Annotated in this window: 12 protein-coding genes; 7 read left to right on the top strand and 5 right to left on the bottom strand. The window is 74.9% G+C overall.

What is annotated here, in order from left to right; translation table 11 throughout:
• Window positions 1-68: 68 nt before the first annotated feature.
• Window positions 69-746 (bottom strand): Crp/Fnr family transcriptional regulator, encoded by a 678-nt coding sequence (locus KSK32_RS09745; RefSeq protein WP_007466162.1) that lies wholly within the window; start codon window positions 744-746, stop codon window positions 69-71.
• A gap of 219 nt (window positions 747-965) precedes the next feature.
• On the opposite strand from KSK32_RS09745, the gene KSK32_RS09740 reads away from it, so the two are divergent.
• From KSK32_RS09740 to KSK32_RS09715, 6 genes are all read left to right on the top strand, one after another.
• Window positions 966-1,673, top strand: a complete 708-nt coding sequence (locus KSK32_RS09740) for an adenosylcobinamide amidohydrolase (protein WP_216930571.1) — start codon at window positions 966-968, stop codon at window positions 1,671-1,673.
• 85 nt (window positions 1,674-1,758) lie between these two features.
• Complete coding sequence (locus KSK32_RS09735; RefSeq protein ID WP_254186995.1) at window positions 1,759-3,000, top strand: CapA family protein; 1,242 nt, start codon at window positions 1,759-1,761, stop codon at window positions 2,998-3,000.
• A gap of 59 nt (window positions 3,001-3,059) precedes the next feature.
• Complete coding sequence (gene nth / locus KSK32_RS09730; RefSeq protein WP_216930569.1) at window positions 3,060-3,839, top strand: endonuclease III; 780 nt, start codon at window positions 3,060-3,062, stop codon at window positions 3,837-3,839.
• Window positions 3,836-4,441 (top strand): TlpA disulfide reductase family protein, encoded by a 606-nt coding sequence (locus KSK32_RS09725; RefSeq protein WP_216930568.1) that lies wholly within the window; start codon window positions 3,836-3,838, stop codon window positions 4,439-4,441. Before nth ends, KSK32_RS09725 begins: the two co-directional genes overlap by 4 nt.
• Window positions 4,438-5,130: a CoA pyrophosphatase gene (locus KSK32_RS09720; protein ID WP_216930567.1), complete on the top strand. Its 693-nt coding sequence runs from the start codon at window positions 4,438-4,440 to the stop codon at window positions 5,128-5,130. Before KSK32_RS09725 ends, KSK32_RS09720 begins: the two co-directional genes overlap by 4 nt.
• 76 nt (window positions 5,131-5,206) lie before the next feature.
• Window positions 5,207-6,385 (top strand): MarP family serine protease, encoded by a 1,179-nt coding sequence (locus tag KSK32_RS09715; RefSeq protein WP_216930565.1) that lies wholly within the window; start codon window positions 5,207-5,209, stop codon window positions 6,383-6,385.
• Between the two features lie 15 nt (window positions 6,386-6,400).
• Here KSK32_RS09715 and KSK32_RS09710 read toward each other — a convergent pair whose 3' ends face one another.
• The 4 genes from KSK32_RS09710 to eccCa all read right to left on the bottom strand — a co-directional run bounded on the left by KSK32_RS09710 (window position 6,401) and on the right by eccCa (window position 13,332).
• The gene (locus KSK32_RS09710; RefSeq protein WP_216930563.1) at window positions 6,401-7,126 is read right to left on the bottom strand and encodes a phosphatase PAP2 family protein; all 726 of its coding nucleotides are present in this window, start codon (window positions 7,124-7,126) and stop codon (window positions 6,401-6,403) included.
• A gap of 30 nt (window positions 7,127-7,156) precedes the next feature.
• The gene (locus KSK32_RS09705) at window positions 7,157-7,951 is read right to left on the bottom strand and encodes a phosphatase PAP2 family protein (protein ID WP_216930561.1); all 795 of its coding nucleotides are present in this window, start codon (window positions 7,949-7,951) and stop codon (window positions 7,157-7,159) included.
• Window positions 7,952-7,991: 40 nt separating this feature from the next.
• Window positions 7,992-9,284 (bottom strand): type VII secretion-associated serine protease mycosin, encoded by a 1,293-nt coding sequence (gene mycP, locus KSK32_RS09700; RefSeq protein WP_254187746.1) that lies wholly within the window; start codon window positions 9,282-9,284, stop codon window positions 7,992-7,994.
• A 109-nt stretch (window positions 9,285-9,393) separates the two neighbouring features.
• Window positions 9,394-13,332 carry a type VII secretion protein EccCa gene (eccCa, locus tag KSK32_RS09695; protein ID WP_216930558.1) on the bottom strand — a complete coding sequence of 1,313 codons (3,939 nt, stop codon included), beginning with the start codon at window positions 13,330-13,332 and terminating at the stop codon, window positions 9,394-9,396.
• A 104-nt stretch (window positions 13,333-13,436) separates the two neighbouring features.
• Between eccCa and eccD the strand changes: the two genes are divergently transcribed.
• A complete protein-coding gene (eccD, locus tag KSK32_RS09690) occupies window positions 13,437-14,819 on the top strand; it encodes a type VII secretion integral membrane protein EccD (protein WP_216930556.1) in 1,383 nt (460 codons plus the stop codon).
• Window positions 14,820-14,869 lie beyond the last annotated feature (50 nt).

The following is a 14,869-nucleotide window of genomic DNA, read 5'->3' as shown; positions in this document are numbered from 1 at the left end:
TGGGTCAGAGACGGCATCGGCCCGGCTCCGCGCGGTGGCGGGCCGGGCCGGGAAGCCGGTACGGAGGATCAGACCCGCGCGCGGCGGGCCAGGCGCTCCGGGTCGAGGATGATGATGCTCTTGCCGTCCAGCCGCAGCCAGCCGCGCGAGGCGAAGTCGGCCAGCGCCTTGTTGACGGTCTCCCGGGAGGCACCGACGAGCTGGGCGATCTCCTCCTGGGTGAGGTCGTGCGTCACGCGCAGCACGCCGCCGTCGCGGGTGCCGAATCGGCCGGCCATCTGGAGCAGGTTCTTGGCGACCCGGCCCGGCACGTCCGTGAAGATCAGGTCGGCGAGCGAATCGTTGGTCCGGCGCAGCCGGCGGGCGAGCACCCGCAGCAGCTGCTCGGCGATCTCGGGCCGGTTGTTCAGCCACGGCCGCAGCGCCTGCTTGCGCAGCCGGACCAGGCGGGTGTCGGTGACCGCCGTGGCCGTCGCGGTACGCGGGCCGGGGTCGAACAGCGACAGCTCACCGACCATGTCCGACGGGCCCATCACGGCGATCAGGTTCTGCCGGCCGTCCGCCGCGCGGCGACCCACCTTGATCTTGCCGGACAGGAGGATGTAGAGACTGTCGCCGGGCTCGCCCTCGTTGAACACGATCTCGCCCTTGCGGACCTCGATCGTCTCCATCTCCTTGGCGAGCGCCTCGGCAGCCTCCGGGTCGACACCCTGGAAGATCCCGCTGCGGGCCAGTACCTCGTCCATCGCGCACCTCCGCCTGCGCGTGCCGTCCGTCGGCCGGGTCCGCCGTCCGCTGATCCCTCGCGCGCCGCCAGTCTAGGCGCACATGAGCAGTAATCAGAGGTGCACCCCTGGAATCTTGATCGTTGGGCGTAACCTGCCCGACCTGGAGAGCAGCTAAGATCCCGCCTCCGGCCCGGGCCGGCGCCACCCGTTCCCACCTGTGATCGTAGGGTGACCGGCGTGCTGTGTGAGCCGTTCCTGACCAGCCGGTCCGAATCCGGGTGGGACATCCCGCTGCTGGCCTGGCGGGCCGAGGCGCCGCTGCTGGCGGTCGGCTCCGCGCCGCTGGGCGGAGGGCTCGGCGTCCGCGGGTGGGTGCTGAACGCGACGGTGCCGATGTCGTACGACCGGGACGACCCCGCCGCGCACCTGGCCGAGCTGGCGCACGGCCTCGACCTGGACGGCCCCGGGGTCGGGCTGCTGACCGGCGTGGACGTCAGCGAGGTGGTCCGCCGCGCCGACGGCGGCGTCCGGGTCTGGGCGACCGTCGGCCTGGGCACGCCGGTCTGGGCCGCCGCGCCGGAGCCGACCGCCGCCGTGCCCGAGCCGGCGCCGCCCGCCGCGAGCGAGCGGGCCCGGCCCGCGCAACGCGTCGGCACCGTCAACATCGTCGCGTACGTGCCGGTGCGGCTCGGCGACGCCGCCCTGGTCAACGCCGTGGCCACCGCCACCGAGGCGAAGGCGCAGGCGATCTGGGAACTCGGACTTCCGGCCACCGGCACCCCCACCGACGCGGTGACAGTGCTCTGCCCGGCCGACGGCGATCCGGCCCCGTACGGCGGCCCCCGGTCGGCCTGGGGCGCACCGCTGGCCCGGGCCGTGCACGCCGCCGTCCGCTCCGGCGGCGCCGGGACCGTCGTGCCCTGGTCCGACCGACGGGCGGGCTGACGTGCGCCAGTCATATCCGGCGCGCCGGGTTTTCCGACCGATCGGCCCTCGTCGCGGCGTCCCGGGGACGGTAGCGTCGCCGACGATGTACGCTCCCGCCCGTTCTGTGCCCCGTACCCTCCGCGCCGCCGTCGCCGGACCGCCCGCCGCCGCTCCCGGCCCGCCTCGCGCGGTGCTCGGCCGGCGCCTGGCCGCGTTCGCCGCGCTCGTCGCCGTCCTGTTCGTCGCCGGGTGCGGCGGGGACACCGGCGGGTCCGGCGGCGACCCCCGATGGCAGGCGGGACAGGGCGGCGGATCGACCGGCTCGGCCGGGCCCGAGACGGGTGACCAGCCGGCGGCGCCGGACGCGTCGAAGGAACCGTCGATCTCGCTGACCGCGACCGGCGACGTGATCATGGGCAACGCGCCGAACCGGCTGCCACCCAACGGCGGCAAGGGCTTCTTCGACGACGTGAAGTCGGCGCTCAAGGGCGACCTGGTGATGGGCAACCTGGAGGAGCCGCTCACCGACGACACCGGCGCCGGCAAGTGCGGCCCGGAGCCGAAGAACTGCTACCAGTTCCGCGCGCCGCCCGGCTACGCCGCGCACCTGCGCTCGGCCGGATTCCAGCTGCTCAACCAGGCCAACAACCACGGTTACGACTACGGCCGCCAGGGCTACGAGAACACCCAGTCGGCGCTGGAGGCGCACGGGCTCAAGCACACCGGCGCGCCGGGCGAGATCACCGTGGTGGACGTCAAGGGCATCAAGGTCGCCGTGGTCGGCTTCTCGTCGTACCCCTGGTCCAACAGCCTGGTCGACCTGAACGCCGCCAAGCAGGTGATCGAGATGGCCAAGGAGTCGGCCCAGATCGTGGTGGTGCAGGTGCACATGGGCGCCGAAGGGTCGGACAAGACCCGGGTGAAGCCGGGCACCGAGATGTTCTTCGGCGAGAACCGCGGTGACCCGATCCGCTTCTCCCGCACCGTCATCGACGCCGGCGCCGACCTGGTCATCGGGCACGGCCCGCACGTGCTGCGCGGGATGGAGTTCTACAAGGGGCGGCTGATCGCGTACAGCCTGGGCAACTTCGCCGGTGGCGGGAAGTCGCTGAACAGCTCGGGGCGGCTCGGCTGGGGCGGGGTGCTCAAGGTGTCGCTCACCGCCGACGGGACGTTCGTCGGCGGCACGTTCACCTCCACCGTGATGAACGGCGTGGGCCGTCCGTCGGTGGACCGGCAGAACCGCGGCCTCGGCCTGGTCCGCGACCTGAACCGGTCCGACTTCCCGGACACCGGCGCGAAGCTCGACGGGACCGGCAAGATCACCGCACCGGCGGGTGGCTGAGCGCACCCCGGCCGCGCCGAGGCGCCGGAGCGTCGGCCCCGCGACGTAGGCTGGCCGACGTGACCACGCGCTCCCCCGAGACCGACCTCGGCCGTACGCGCCGCGCCCGGCGCATCGGCCGGGTGCTGACCGAGACGCACCCCGACGCGCACTGTGAACTCGACCACTCCAACGCGCTGGAGCTCGCGGTGGCGACGATCCTGTCCGCCCAGTGCACCGACAAGAAGGTCAACGAAGTCACGCCGAAGCTGTTCGCCCGCTACCGCACCGCCGCCGACTACGCCGCGGCGGACCGCGCCGAGCTGGAGGAGCTGATCCGGCCCACCGGGTTCTACCGCAACAAGACCAACTCCCTGATCAACCTCGGGCGGGCGCTCTGCGAGCGGTACGACGGCGAGGTGCCCGGCCGGCTCGACGACCTGGTGACCCTGCCGGGGATCGGCCGCAAGACCGCGAACGTCATCCTCGGCAACGCCTTCGGTGTCCCCGGCATCACCGTCGACACCCACTTCCAGCGGCTGGTGCACCGGTGGCAGCTCACCACCGAGACCGACCCGGTGAAGATCGAGCACGCGATCGGCGCGCTCTACCCCAAGCGCGACTGGACGATGCTGTCGCACCGGGTCATCTTCCACGGCCGCCGGGTCTGCCACGCCCGCAAGCCCGCCTGCGGCGCGTGCACGCTGACGAAGCTGTGCCCCGCGTACGGCACCGGACCGACCGAGCCGGCCGCCGCGGCCAAGCTGCTCAAGGGCCCCCGGGCCCGTGACCTGGCGGTCGCCGTGGGCCTCGACCCCGACCTGGTGCCGCAGCAGGCGGCCGCGGCGGACGTGCCGTGATGCGCCGGCTCGCGTACCTTCTCGTCCCGCTGCTGCTGGCGACGGCGGGCTGCACCGCCACGGCCGAGGAGCCGGAACGTCCCGCGCCCGCGACCCGTGCCGAACGCCCCTCGCCGTTCGCCGACTGCGCCCCGCTGACCGTCGCGCCCGCCTCGGCGTCCCCGGCGCCCGCCGGATCGACTGGAGACCAGCTCCCCGACCTGACGCTCAACTGCTTCACCGGCGGCACGCCGGTGAACCTGCGCGACGTCAAGGGCCCGGCGGTGATCAACGTCTGGGCGTCCTGGTGCCCGCCGTGCCGCAAGGAGCTGCCCGCCTTCCAGCGGCTCAGCGACCGCGCCGACGGCCGGTTCCAGGTGATCGGCGTGAACAGCCGGGACAGCCGCGGCGGCGCGCAGTCCATCGGCGAGGACTTCGGCGTCGACTTCCCGATGCTGCTCGACCAGGGCGACGCGTTCCAGCGCGCGCTCGAACGCAACGCGTTCCCGCTCACCGTGCTGGTCGACGCCGACGGCCGGATCCGGCACACCGACGCGACCGGCGCGCTCGACGACGCCCGCCTCGCCGCGCTGGTCGAACGCCACCTCGGGGTGCGGGTATGACCCGACGGCCGCCGCTGTGGTTCGACCCGCTGCTGGGCCGGCTCGGCACCGCGCGGGCGGAGGACTTCACCCGCATCGTCACGCCGGAAAGCGGCGGCCGGGAGAGCGCCGTGCTGGTGCTGCTGGGCGAGGAGCCCGGCGCCGGGCCGGACGTGCTCGTCCTCCAGCGCGCCGCGACGCTGCGCAACCACGCCGGGCAGCCGGCCTTCCCCGGCGGCGCGGCCGACCCGGAGGACGCCGACGCCCGTGCCACCGCGCTGCGGGAGGCGAACGAGGAGGTCGGCCTCGACCCGGGCAGCGTCACGGTGCTGGCCGAGCTGCCCCGGCTCTGGATCCCGGTCAGCGACTTCGTGGTCACCCCCGTGCTCGCCTGGTGGCACGACCCGCACCCGGTGCACCCGCGCGAGCCGGCCGAGGTCGCGCACGTGGCCCGGCTGCCGGTCACCGAGCTGGTCGACCCGGACAACCGCATGCGGGTACGCCACCCGAGCGGCTGGATCGGCCCGGCCTTCTCGGTGCGCGGCATGCTCGTCTGGGGCTTCACCGCGGGCGTGATCGACCGGCTGCTGGAACTGGGCGGATGGTCCCGGCCCTGGCCGCACTCGCGCGTGGTGGAGTTGCCTCCGGTCGGCGCCACGCCCGCTCCGTCGGCGGGCACCGAGCCGGCCGACGAGAGCCCGGTGCGGTGATCACCCGTACGCATCCCCGGGTCACGTTCCGCGAGCGCTGAGCCGACCGCGGGCCCGGTGCCCGTACCCTTGGGGCGTGTCCGCCGTGGATCTCGTCCTCCTTCTGCTCATGCTCGTGTTCGCGATCAGCGGATACCGTCAGGGCTTCGTCATCGGGGCCCTGTCGTTCTCCGGCTTCTTCCTGGGCGCCCTGCTCGGCCTCCAGGTCGGGCCGCTGATCGCGCAGCAGTTCGCGGCGAGCGGCACACGCGTACTGATCTCCCTGGTGGCGATCTTCGGGCTCGCGGTGCTGGGGCAGGCACTGGCCGGGTGGCTCGGCTCCAACCTGCGGGCCGCCATCACCGGGCCGGCCGGCCGGAAGGTCGACGACGTCGGCGGCGCGTTCATCTCGGTCATCGCGGTCATGCTCGTGGCGTGGCTGGTGGCAGTGCCGCTCGGCTCCTCCTCGGTGCCGTGGCTGGCCTCCTCGGTCCGCAACAGCGCGCTGCTCACCGTCGTCGACCAGGTGCTGCCGGACAAGGCGCAGGACCTGTCCACCGCGCTGCGCGACACGGTCGACACCAACGGCTTCCCGGACGTGTTCGGCGACCTCGCGCCGACCCGGGCCCGGCAGGTCGCGCCGCCCGACCCGGCGCTGGCCAACTCCCAGGTGGTGCAGAACAGCAGGCGGTCGGTGGTGAAGGTGCTGGGCTCCGCGCCGAGCTGCTCGCGCCGCATCGAGGGCTCCGGCTTCGTGTACGCCGACGACCGGGTGATGACCAACGCGCACGTGGTGGCCGGCACCCGATCGGTGGCTGTGGAACTGCGCGGGGAGCGGTACGACGGCGAGGTCGTCGTCTACGACCCGGACCGGGATCTGGCGGTGCTCCACGTGCCCGGGCTGCCCGGACCGTCGCTGCGCTTCGCCGCCGGACCGGCCGCCACCGGTGCTGACGCGATCGTGCTCGGCTTCCCGCTCGACGGCCCGTACGACGCCCGCCCGGCCCGGATCCGGGACGTCGACCGGATCACCGGCCCGGACATCTACTCGGCCGGTGACGTCAACCGGGAGATCTACACGATCCGGGCGCTGGTGCGCAGCGGCAACTCCGGCGGCCCGCTGGTCTCGTCGAACGGCCTGGTGCTCGGCGTGATCTTCGCGGCGGCGGCCGACGACCCGAACACCGGTTTCGCGGTGACCGCCGCCGAGGCGCGACCGGTGGCGCTCGCGGGCGCGGAGCGTACCCGGGGAGTGGCCACCGGCGACTGCACCTGAACCGGCCGGCGGTGCTCAACCACCCGCCGGTGCTCCCGCCGGTGTCGTCTCGTCGCCGGAGCGGGTCAGCGGCAGCCGGGCGCGGCCCCAATCGAGTGTGCGGTCGAGTAATGCCCGCGCCATGATCGCCACGCAGGTTCCGCCGTTGAGGAACGAGGCGACCACGTCGCTGGGGTGGTGCATGCCCCGGTACATCCGGGTGAGCGCCACGCCGATCGGCACCAGCACCAGCAGCGTCCACCAGCCGACCTTGGCCGGTGTGCTGCGCGCCCGCAGCGCCAGCAGCACCGCGAGGCCGACGTAGAGCGCGGTGGCCGCCGAGGTGTGCCCGGACGGGAAGCTGGACGTGGGCGGGGAGGCGTCCATGTGCGCGACGGCCGGGCGGACCCGGTCGATGACCATGGTGGTGAACAGGAAGATCAGCGCCTGCGCGGTCACCGCCGCGCACAGGAACAGCGGTTCCCGCCAGCGGTGCAGCACCAGCCGCAGCACCAGCACCGCCAGCACCGTCACCACGACGATCATCTGGGTGCTGGCGAGCGTGCTGAAGACCAGCGAGACGTCGTTCCACCCCGGCGTCCGGTCGCCGGCCAGCTCACGGTTGACCGTGTCCTCCACGGTGAACGGCCAGGTGCGGGCCAGCACCCGGGTCACCAGCAGGCCCAGGCCGACCATCAGCGCGAAGAGCAGGGCCAGCGGCAGCAGGACGCGCCGGGTGACTCGGATCACGACATCGGACATGGGCTCGCCTGTACCCCGGCGCGGGTCCGGCTACGCCCGGCCGTTCTCCGGCCGCTGGTCGGCCAGCGCCGGCTCGACCCCCTCGCGGAGCGGGTGGGCGGACGGCCGCCCGGATCCGCTGCGCCAGGTGGCGAAGGCGGCCGAGGTCGCGGCCACCACCGCCACCCCGAGCACCCAGCCGCCCACCACGTCGCTGATCCAGTGCACGCCCAGGGCGATCCGGCTGAGCCCGGTCACCACCGTGACCAGCAGGGCGGCTGTCCACAGCGCGACCCGGCCCCGGCCGCTGGCCCGCACGAACGGCAGGAACACCAGCAGCAGCACACCCGCCGCCAGCGTGGCGTTGAGCGCGTGACCGGACGGGAAGGAGTAGCCGGCGGCCCGGGCCACCGGGGCGAGCAGGTCCGGCCGGTCCCGGCCGACGAGCAGCTTGAGCAGCGCGCCGAGCAGCCCGCCGGCGACCATGGTCACCACCACCCAGACCGCGAGCCGGGGCGCCCCGCGCCGGACCAGCCAGACCACCAGCACGACCGCTGCCACCCGCAGCGGGCCGGGCCCGAACACGTGCGTCCAGACCGTCATCACACCGACCCAGGCGGGATGGTCCCGCGCGTACCCGTGGAACACCTCGGCGATCGAGGCGTCCAGCCGCTGCAGGGGCGGCCAGGTGCCGAGCACCAGCAGCGCGAGCAGGGCGAACGGCACCAGCACCAGGAACGCCGCGACGACGGTCAGGGTGAGCCGCAGGCCCAGCGAGTGCTCGGGGTCGAGGCGGCGGCTCCGCCACGACCGGTGCGCGACGGTCGCCCCGGTGCTGGTGTCCATGGGGCTTCCCCTACCCACGGCAGGGCGGGATCAGACCGGTTCAGCGACGGGTCTGCCGGAACCGGCGAACCATCAACGCGGTGCCGGTGACGAGCGCGACGAACAGGGCCAGGCCGGTCCAGAGCCGCTCCGGGGCGGAGGCGTCCGTCTGCCCGGCCGGCCGGGCGGTCCAGCCGTCCGAGGAACGCCCGACCGGGTCACCGCCCCGGCCCGCCGCGGCGGCCCGGGTGTCCCGCCCGTCCCCGGGCGCCGGGCCGAAGCCCACCACACCGGGAGAGGCGTTGTCGTCGAGCGGGTTGTGGCCCACCGCCGGCACGTCGCCGGTGAGCGCGGCCACCGGGTCGACCAGGCCGTAGCCGAACCGGTCGTCCCGGCCGGTCGGTCCGAGATCCCGGGCGGTGGTGATCAGCCGGTTCACCACGTCGCCGGCCGGCATCTTCGGATACCGCGCGCGGACCAGGGCGGCCGTCGCGGCGACGAGCGGCGCGGCGAAGCTCGTCCCCTGCACCCGCCAGTAGCCCTGCGGGCGCGCGCCGTAGAGCCCGGTGGCCGGAGCGCTGAGCACGGTCTCGTGACCCGTGATCGAGCCGGACCAGAGGTTCTCGGTCGTCCGCTCCAGCCCGGCGACCGCCAGCACACCCGGCTCGCGGGCCGGGTACCAGACCTCGGTGGTCGTCGAGGTGGCCAGGTTGCCGGTGCAGGCGACCACCACCACGTCCCGGGCGAACGCGTAGTCGAGCGCCGCGGCCAGGGCCGGGTTGTCGCTGCTGCCGCCGAGCGACAGGTTGACCACGCGGGCGCCGTTGTCGACCGCCCAGCGCACCGCCTTCGCGATGATCAGCGCGTCGTCGTAGCGGTTCTCGGCGTCGAGGACCCGCACCGGAAGAATCTTGGCGTCCGGTGCGAGCCCCACCACGCCCCGGTCGTCGTCGGCCCGCCCCGCGATCAGCCCGGCCACAGTGGTGCCGTGCCCCACCGGGTCCGGGCCGTCCGAGCCGTCCGGCGTCACCAGATCCAGGCCGGGCAGCACCTGACCGGCCAGGTCGGGGTGGGTGCCGTCCACACCGGAGTCGATCACCGCGACCACCACGCCGCGCCCGGTCGAGGTGCGCCACGCGGTCTTCGCCCGCAACTCCTCCAGTTGCCACTGCTCGTCGCGCACCTGACCGGTGCGAAGCAGGCGGTCGGGGGCCACCCAGGGACGCGCCACTGTGGCCGGGGCGGCGGGCGCGGCATGGGCCGGCGGCGCCAGCGGAGCGGCGACGGCGGCCACGGCCGACACGGCGGCGAGCAGCGCGCGTCCGGCGCGACGCCGGGGCGGCCCACCGGGCAGTCCCTGCCGATCCCCTGTCACATTCCCCAGCCGTTCGGTCGCGTCAGACACATGCTGCACGGAGATTACCGGTTGTCCCGACCGTCACGGGGCAACTCCGCGAGGCGGATCACCCGGGCGGGAGATGCGCCAACTGCACCAGGCGCACCCCCTCCCGGCGCGTGACCATCCGCGCCCGCCCCGGGGGCAGCGGCCCGGCCTTCACCTGACCGACGAGCGCGCCCTCCTCCGGGCCGCCCGACATCACCAGCCCGGCCGTCGACAGCTCGCGCAGCCGCTGCACGATCGGCTCGTACGCGGTCCGCCCGGCACCGCCGGTACGCCGCGCCAGCACCAGGTGCAGTCCGACGTCCCGCGCGTGCGGCAGGTGTTCCTCCAACGCCCGCAACGGATTCGTCGGGCCGCCCGCCACCAGGTCGTAGTCGTCCACGAGCACGAACAGCTCCGGCCCCTTCCACCACGACCGGCTGCGCAGCTGCGCCGGGGTCACCTCCGGCCCCGGCTGCCGCCCCTGGAGGTAGCCGGCGGCCGACTCGATCAGCTCGGCGGTGTGCGGCGCCGCCGTGCCGTACCCGATCAGGTGCGGCGTCTCGATCACGCCCATCAGGCTGCGCCGGTAGTCCACGAGCATCACCCGGGCCTGCTCCGGGGTGAACCGGTTGACGATCGAGGTGGCGAGCGCGCGCAGGAACGACGACTTGCCGCACTCGGCGTCGCCGAAGACCAGGAAGTTCGGCTCGGTGGCGAAGTCCAGCACCACCTGGGACAGGTCCGCCTCGGCCACGCCGACCGGGAACGCCAGCCCGCTCGTCGCGCTCTGGTCCAGCTCGGCGTACGGCAGCACCGGCGGGAGCAGGCGCACCCGGGGCGCCGGCGGACCGGTCCACGCACCGGCGACCACCTTGACCAGGTCGGCGGTCTCCGCGCCGAGCCCCTCGACGCGGGGTTCGGCGGTGAGGAAGTGCAGTCCGCCCGCCGTGATGCCGCGGCCCGGACGCTCGTCCGGCACGGTGGCCGCCAGCGCCCGCTTGACCACCACCGAGTCCGCCGGGTCGCCGAGACGCAACTCCAGCCGGGAGCCGAACAGGTCGCGGATCGCCGGGCGGAAGTCCGACCAGCGCAGCGCGCTCGCCACCACGTGCACCCCGTACGCCAGGCCCCGGGTGGCGAGCTCAGTGACCAGCGGTTCCAGGTCCTCGTACTCGCCGCGCAGCGTGTTCCAGCCGTCCACCACCAGGAACACGTCCCCGAACGGATCCGGCGCGCCCGCCGCCCGCCGCCGTCGCCACGCCGCCATCGACTCCACACCGGCCTCGGCGAAACGCCGCTCCCGCTCCGCCAGCAGGCCGGCGACCTCGCCGACGGTACGGCGCACGGCGGTGCCGTCGGTCCGCCCGCTGACGCCGCCCACGTGCGGCAGGTCGCGCAGCGTGCCGAGCGTCCCGCTGCCGAAGTCGAGGCAGTAGACCTGCACCTCGGCCGGGGTGTGGGTGAGCGCGAGCGCGCAGACCAGGGTGCGCAGCAGACTGGACCGGCCGCTACGGGTGGTGCCGACCACCGCGACGTGCCCGGCCGCGCCGTCCAGCGCCAGCCAGAGCAGGTCGCGCCGCTGCTCGAACGGCTTGTCCACCACCGCCACCGGCACCTGGAGCGCCCCGTGCAGCTCCGGATTCGCCACCGTGAGCCCGCGTACCGCGTCGGCGCCGACCGGGCCGAGCAGCTCGTCCAGGGCGGGCGAGGCGTCCAGCGGCGGCAGCCACACCTGGTGCGCGGGCGGGCCCTGCCCGGCCAGCCGGTCCACGAGCAGGTCCAGCAGCGTCTCGCCGCCGTCGTCCTCGGCGGGCGGCACGACGGGCGCGGGCGGCTCCGGCACCGGGACCAGGTGGGTGGAGAACGCGAGCACGCGTGCCTCACCGGCACCGGACGCGCCCGCCGCGCCACCGCGGCGACGGACCGCGCCGGACACGTACGCGGCCTTGAACCGGACCAGCGGATCGGTGCCCGAGCGCAGGTAACCGTGCCCCGGGCTGCGCGGCAGCTCGTGCGCGTCCGGCACGCCCAGCACCGTCCGGGACTCCAGCGCCGAGAACGTCCGCAACCCGATCCGGTACGACAGGTGCGTGTCCAGCCCGCGCAGCCGCCCCTCCTCCAGCCGCTGGCTCGCCAGCAGCAGGTGCACCCCGAGCGACCGGCCCAGCCGCCCGATCTGCACGAACAGGTCGATGAAGTCGGGCTTGGCCGACAGCAGCTCGGAGAACTCGTCGCAGATCAGCAGCAGCGACGGCAGCGGGGCCAGCGGCGAGCCGGCCGCCCGGGCCCGCTCGTAGTCGCGCACGCTCGCGAAGTTGCCGGCCCGGCGCAGCAGCTCCTGCCGGCGCATCAGCTCCCCGTTGATCGCGTCCACCATCCGGTCCACCAGCGGCAGCGCGTCGGCCAGGTTGGTGATCACGGCGGCGGTGTGCGGCAGCCGCTCGAACGGCGCGAACGTGGCGCCGCCCTTGAAGTCGACGAGCACGAAGTTGAGCTGCTCCGAGCTGTGCGTGGCGGCGAGCCCGAGCACGAGCGTGCGCAGCAGCTCCGACTTGCCCGAGCCGGTCGCGCCGATCAGCAGGCCGTGCGGGCCCATGCCGTCCTGCGCCGACTCCTTCAGGTCGAGGTCGATCGCCCCGCCGTCGGCGCTCACCCCGATCGGCACCCGCAGCCGGTCCCGCGCGGCCCGGGGCGCCCAGCCCTGCTCGGCGGTGAAGCTCTCCGGGTCGCCGAGACCCAGCAGCTCGGGCAGGCCCAGCTCGGCGCCGGGCGGCGCATCGGGCCCGCGTACCGTGCCGGCGAGCCGCAGCGGCGCGAGCCGCCGGGCCACCGCCTCGGCGTCGGCGGGCGCCAGTGCGTCGGCGGCGCCCACCTCGGCGTGCCCCTCGGCGGAGTGCGAGTGCAGCCGGCCGTCGACCAGGTCGAGCAGGAGCGCGTACCGGTCGAGCAGCCTGGGCGGCGGAGTGTCCAGGTCGAGCACGGTGACCGCGTCGATGCCGCCGTCACCGGCCAGGTCGGTCGCGCCGGTCAGGTCACCGCCGTCGAGCACCACCACGACGTGCGGCCCGTCGGTCGCCGTGCCGTGCGGGCTGAACCGGGACCGGGCGCCGAGCACGTCGTCGAGCAGCCGTTCCAGGTCGGCGGCGGAGCTGGTGACCAGCCGCACCGGGCCCAGCGCGTCGGTACGCGCCGGATGGTGGGCGTGCGGCAGCCACTTCACCCACTCCCAGGCGGTCCGGCGTTCCGGCCCGGCGCAGACCGCGATCAGCAGCTCGTCCGGCGCGTGGAAGACGGCGAGCTGGGTGAGCACCGCCCGGGCCAGTGCCTGCGCGGCGGGCGATCCGGCGCCGCGTACCGGGCCGGCCGGCCCGCGCACGAAGACCCGGGCGAAACTGCGCAGCGACAGCGCCACCGGCAGGTCCGGCACCACCGAGTACGCGTCCAGGAAGCGCCGCAGCGCCCCCGCCGTCATGGGTTCCAGCTCCTCCAGCGGACGGGTGACCGGCGGGACCAGCGGGGTGGCCAGCGTCTGCGGGCCCACGCCGACCCGGACCACGGCGAAGTCCGGGTCGCCCGGCCGGCGTTCCCAGACCCGGTGACTGTCGACTGTCGACCAGAGCCGCCCCGGCTCGGGATGGCGGTAGGACAGCCCGGCCCGCTGGGCGCCGACGGTCTCCCGCACCCGGCGGCGGAGCGTGGCCAGGTGGCGCAGGTACTCCCGGCGGGCGGCCATCAGCTCGGACTTCTTCGGCCCCGCGCTGCCCCAGGTGGTCACCAGCATCGCCAGCGAGGAGAGGCCGAACATGCCGCCCACCACGTACGAGTAGGCACCGCCGCCGCGGCCGAACATCATCGCCATGGCCACCGTCCCGCCGAGCATCGGCAGCACCATCAGCGCCTGCTGCCAGCGCCCACCGGCCGCGGCGGGGATCTCCGGCGGCGCCTCGACGGGCAGCTCACCGACCGGGATCTCCGGCGCCGGGCGGCGTGGTGGCCGCTTGATGACGACAGTGGACACTCACCCTCCCCGGAAGTGGCTCTGGGTAACCCGAGCCTGGCTCATGGTAGGTAAAGTCCTCTCGTCCGTCAGCCCACTCCCTCCGCCCATATGGAGATGCCTCGATGACAAGCGGGCTCGCCCGGGTCACGATCAGCGCGCCCAGGCGGCGAGTCGACGTGGCCCTACCGGAGCAGGTCCCCCTGGCCGAACTCTTGCCCGAGGTGCTCCGGCACGCCGGGGAGGGTCTGGCCGACGACGGGGAGCGGCACGGCGGGTGGGTGCTGCGCCGGACCGACGGCGCCGTGCTCGCCACCGCCCAGGCGCTGCTGCCGCAGGGCGTCCGCGACGGCGAGGTGCTGCATCTGGTGCCGGCTCGCGCGCAGTGGCCCGAACTGGAGTACGACGACGTGGTCGAGGCGATCGTGGACGGCGCCCGGCGTCGAGGCGCCGCCTGGTCGGGCCACGCCACCCGGGCCGCCGCGCTCGCAGGTGCCGCCGTACCCCTTGCGGTCGGGCTGGTCGCCGTGGTCGCGGGCGGGCCGGGCGCGCGTGGCTGGCCGGTCGCCGCGGCGGTCGCCCTGATCCTGGTGCTCACCGCCATCGCCGCGTCCCGGGCGTACGGCGACGGCCCGGTCGGCGCCACGCTCGGCGGGTACGCCCTGCCGTGGGCCGCAGTGGCCGGAGCGCTGGCCGTCACCTCCGGCGACCCGGTCGGCCCGATCCCCGGCCTGCGCTGGATGGGCGCCCCCGAACTGCTCGTCGGCTCGGTGGCGCTGCTACTGGCGGCGATGCTCGGCCTGCTCGGCGTGGCCAGCCGGTCCCGCGTCTCGGTGGCCGGGGTGACTGTCGGATCGACAGGCGTGGCGGCCGCGCTCGGCGGGCTGCTGCTCGACCCGGACGGCACCGCCGCCGTCCTGCTCGCCGTGCTGGTGTTCGCGCTCGGCGGGCTGCCGCTGCTGGCCATCCGGGTCGGCAAGCTGCCGCTGCCCCCGCTCACCCTGCCCAGTCCGGCCGGCACCCGGGACCTGCCGGACCGGGGGCGGGTGCACGCGGCGGTGGCCCGTGCCGAGGAGGTGCTCACCGGGATGCTGCTCGGCCACGCGGTGCTCGCCGTCGGCGCGGTCGCCGTGCTCGTCTCCGTCGGCCGGACCGCCGGGCTGCTGCTCGCCGCCGTCGCGTGCGGGGTGCTGCTGCTGCGCTCCCGCCTGTTCGTGGCGGTACGGCACCGGGCGCCCGCGATCGTCGCCGGGCTGACCGGGTTCGCCCTGCTCGGCGTGGTGCTGGCCGACCGGGCCGGTCCGGGTGGCCGCCTCGCGCTCACGGTGGGCGGGCTGGCCCTGGCCCTGACGGCGGTCATCGCCGGGGCCACGTACGCCCGGCGTCCGGTCTCCCCGTACCTCGGCCGGCTGGCCGACCTGACCGACACCGCGCTCGTGGTCGCGGTCGTGCCGGTGGCCTGCGCGGTGCTCGGCCTCTACGACCGGGCCCGCGACCTGCTGGTTTGAACACGCGCAGGCCCGGGTCGCGTTTCGCGACCCGGGCCTGCGGCAGGTGT

Origin of the sequence: Micromonospora sp. WMMB482 (assembly GCF_019038635.1) — a bacterium.
Classification (GTDB): domain Bacteria; phylum Actinomycetota; class Actinomycetes; order Mycobacteriales; family Micromonosporaceae; genus Micromonospora; species Micromonospora marina.
The sequence above is the reverse complement of the archived record's forward strand: the minus strand, read 5'-3'. Positions and strand labels throughout refer to the sequence as shown.

Coding starts and splice junctions, on each gene's coding strand:
- KSK32_RS09745 (WP_007466162.1), bottom strand. CDS start 746: ATGGACGAGGTACTGGCCCGCAGCGGGATCTTCCAGGGTGTCGACCCG.
- KSK32_RS09735 (WP_254186995.1), top strand. CDS start 1,759: ATGTACGCTCCCGCCCGTTCTGTGCCCCGTACCCTCCGCGCCGCCGTC.
- KSK32_RS09720 (WP_216930567.1), top strand. CDS start 4,438: ATGACCCGACGGCCGCCGCTGTGGTTCGACCCGCTGCTGGGCCGGCTC.
- KSK32_RS09710 (WP_216930563.1), bottom strand. CDS start 7,126: ATGTCCGATGTCGTGATCCGAGTCACCCGGCGCGTCCTGCTGCCGCTG.
- KSK32_RS09705 (WP_216930561.1), bottom strand. CDS start 7,951: ATGGACACCAGCACCGGGGCGACCGTCGCGCACCGGTCGTGGCGGAGC.
- eccD (WP_216930556.1), top strand. CDS start 13,437: ATGACAAGCGGGCTCGCCCGGGTCACGATCAGCGCGCCCAGGCGGCGA.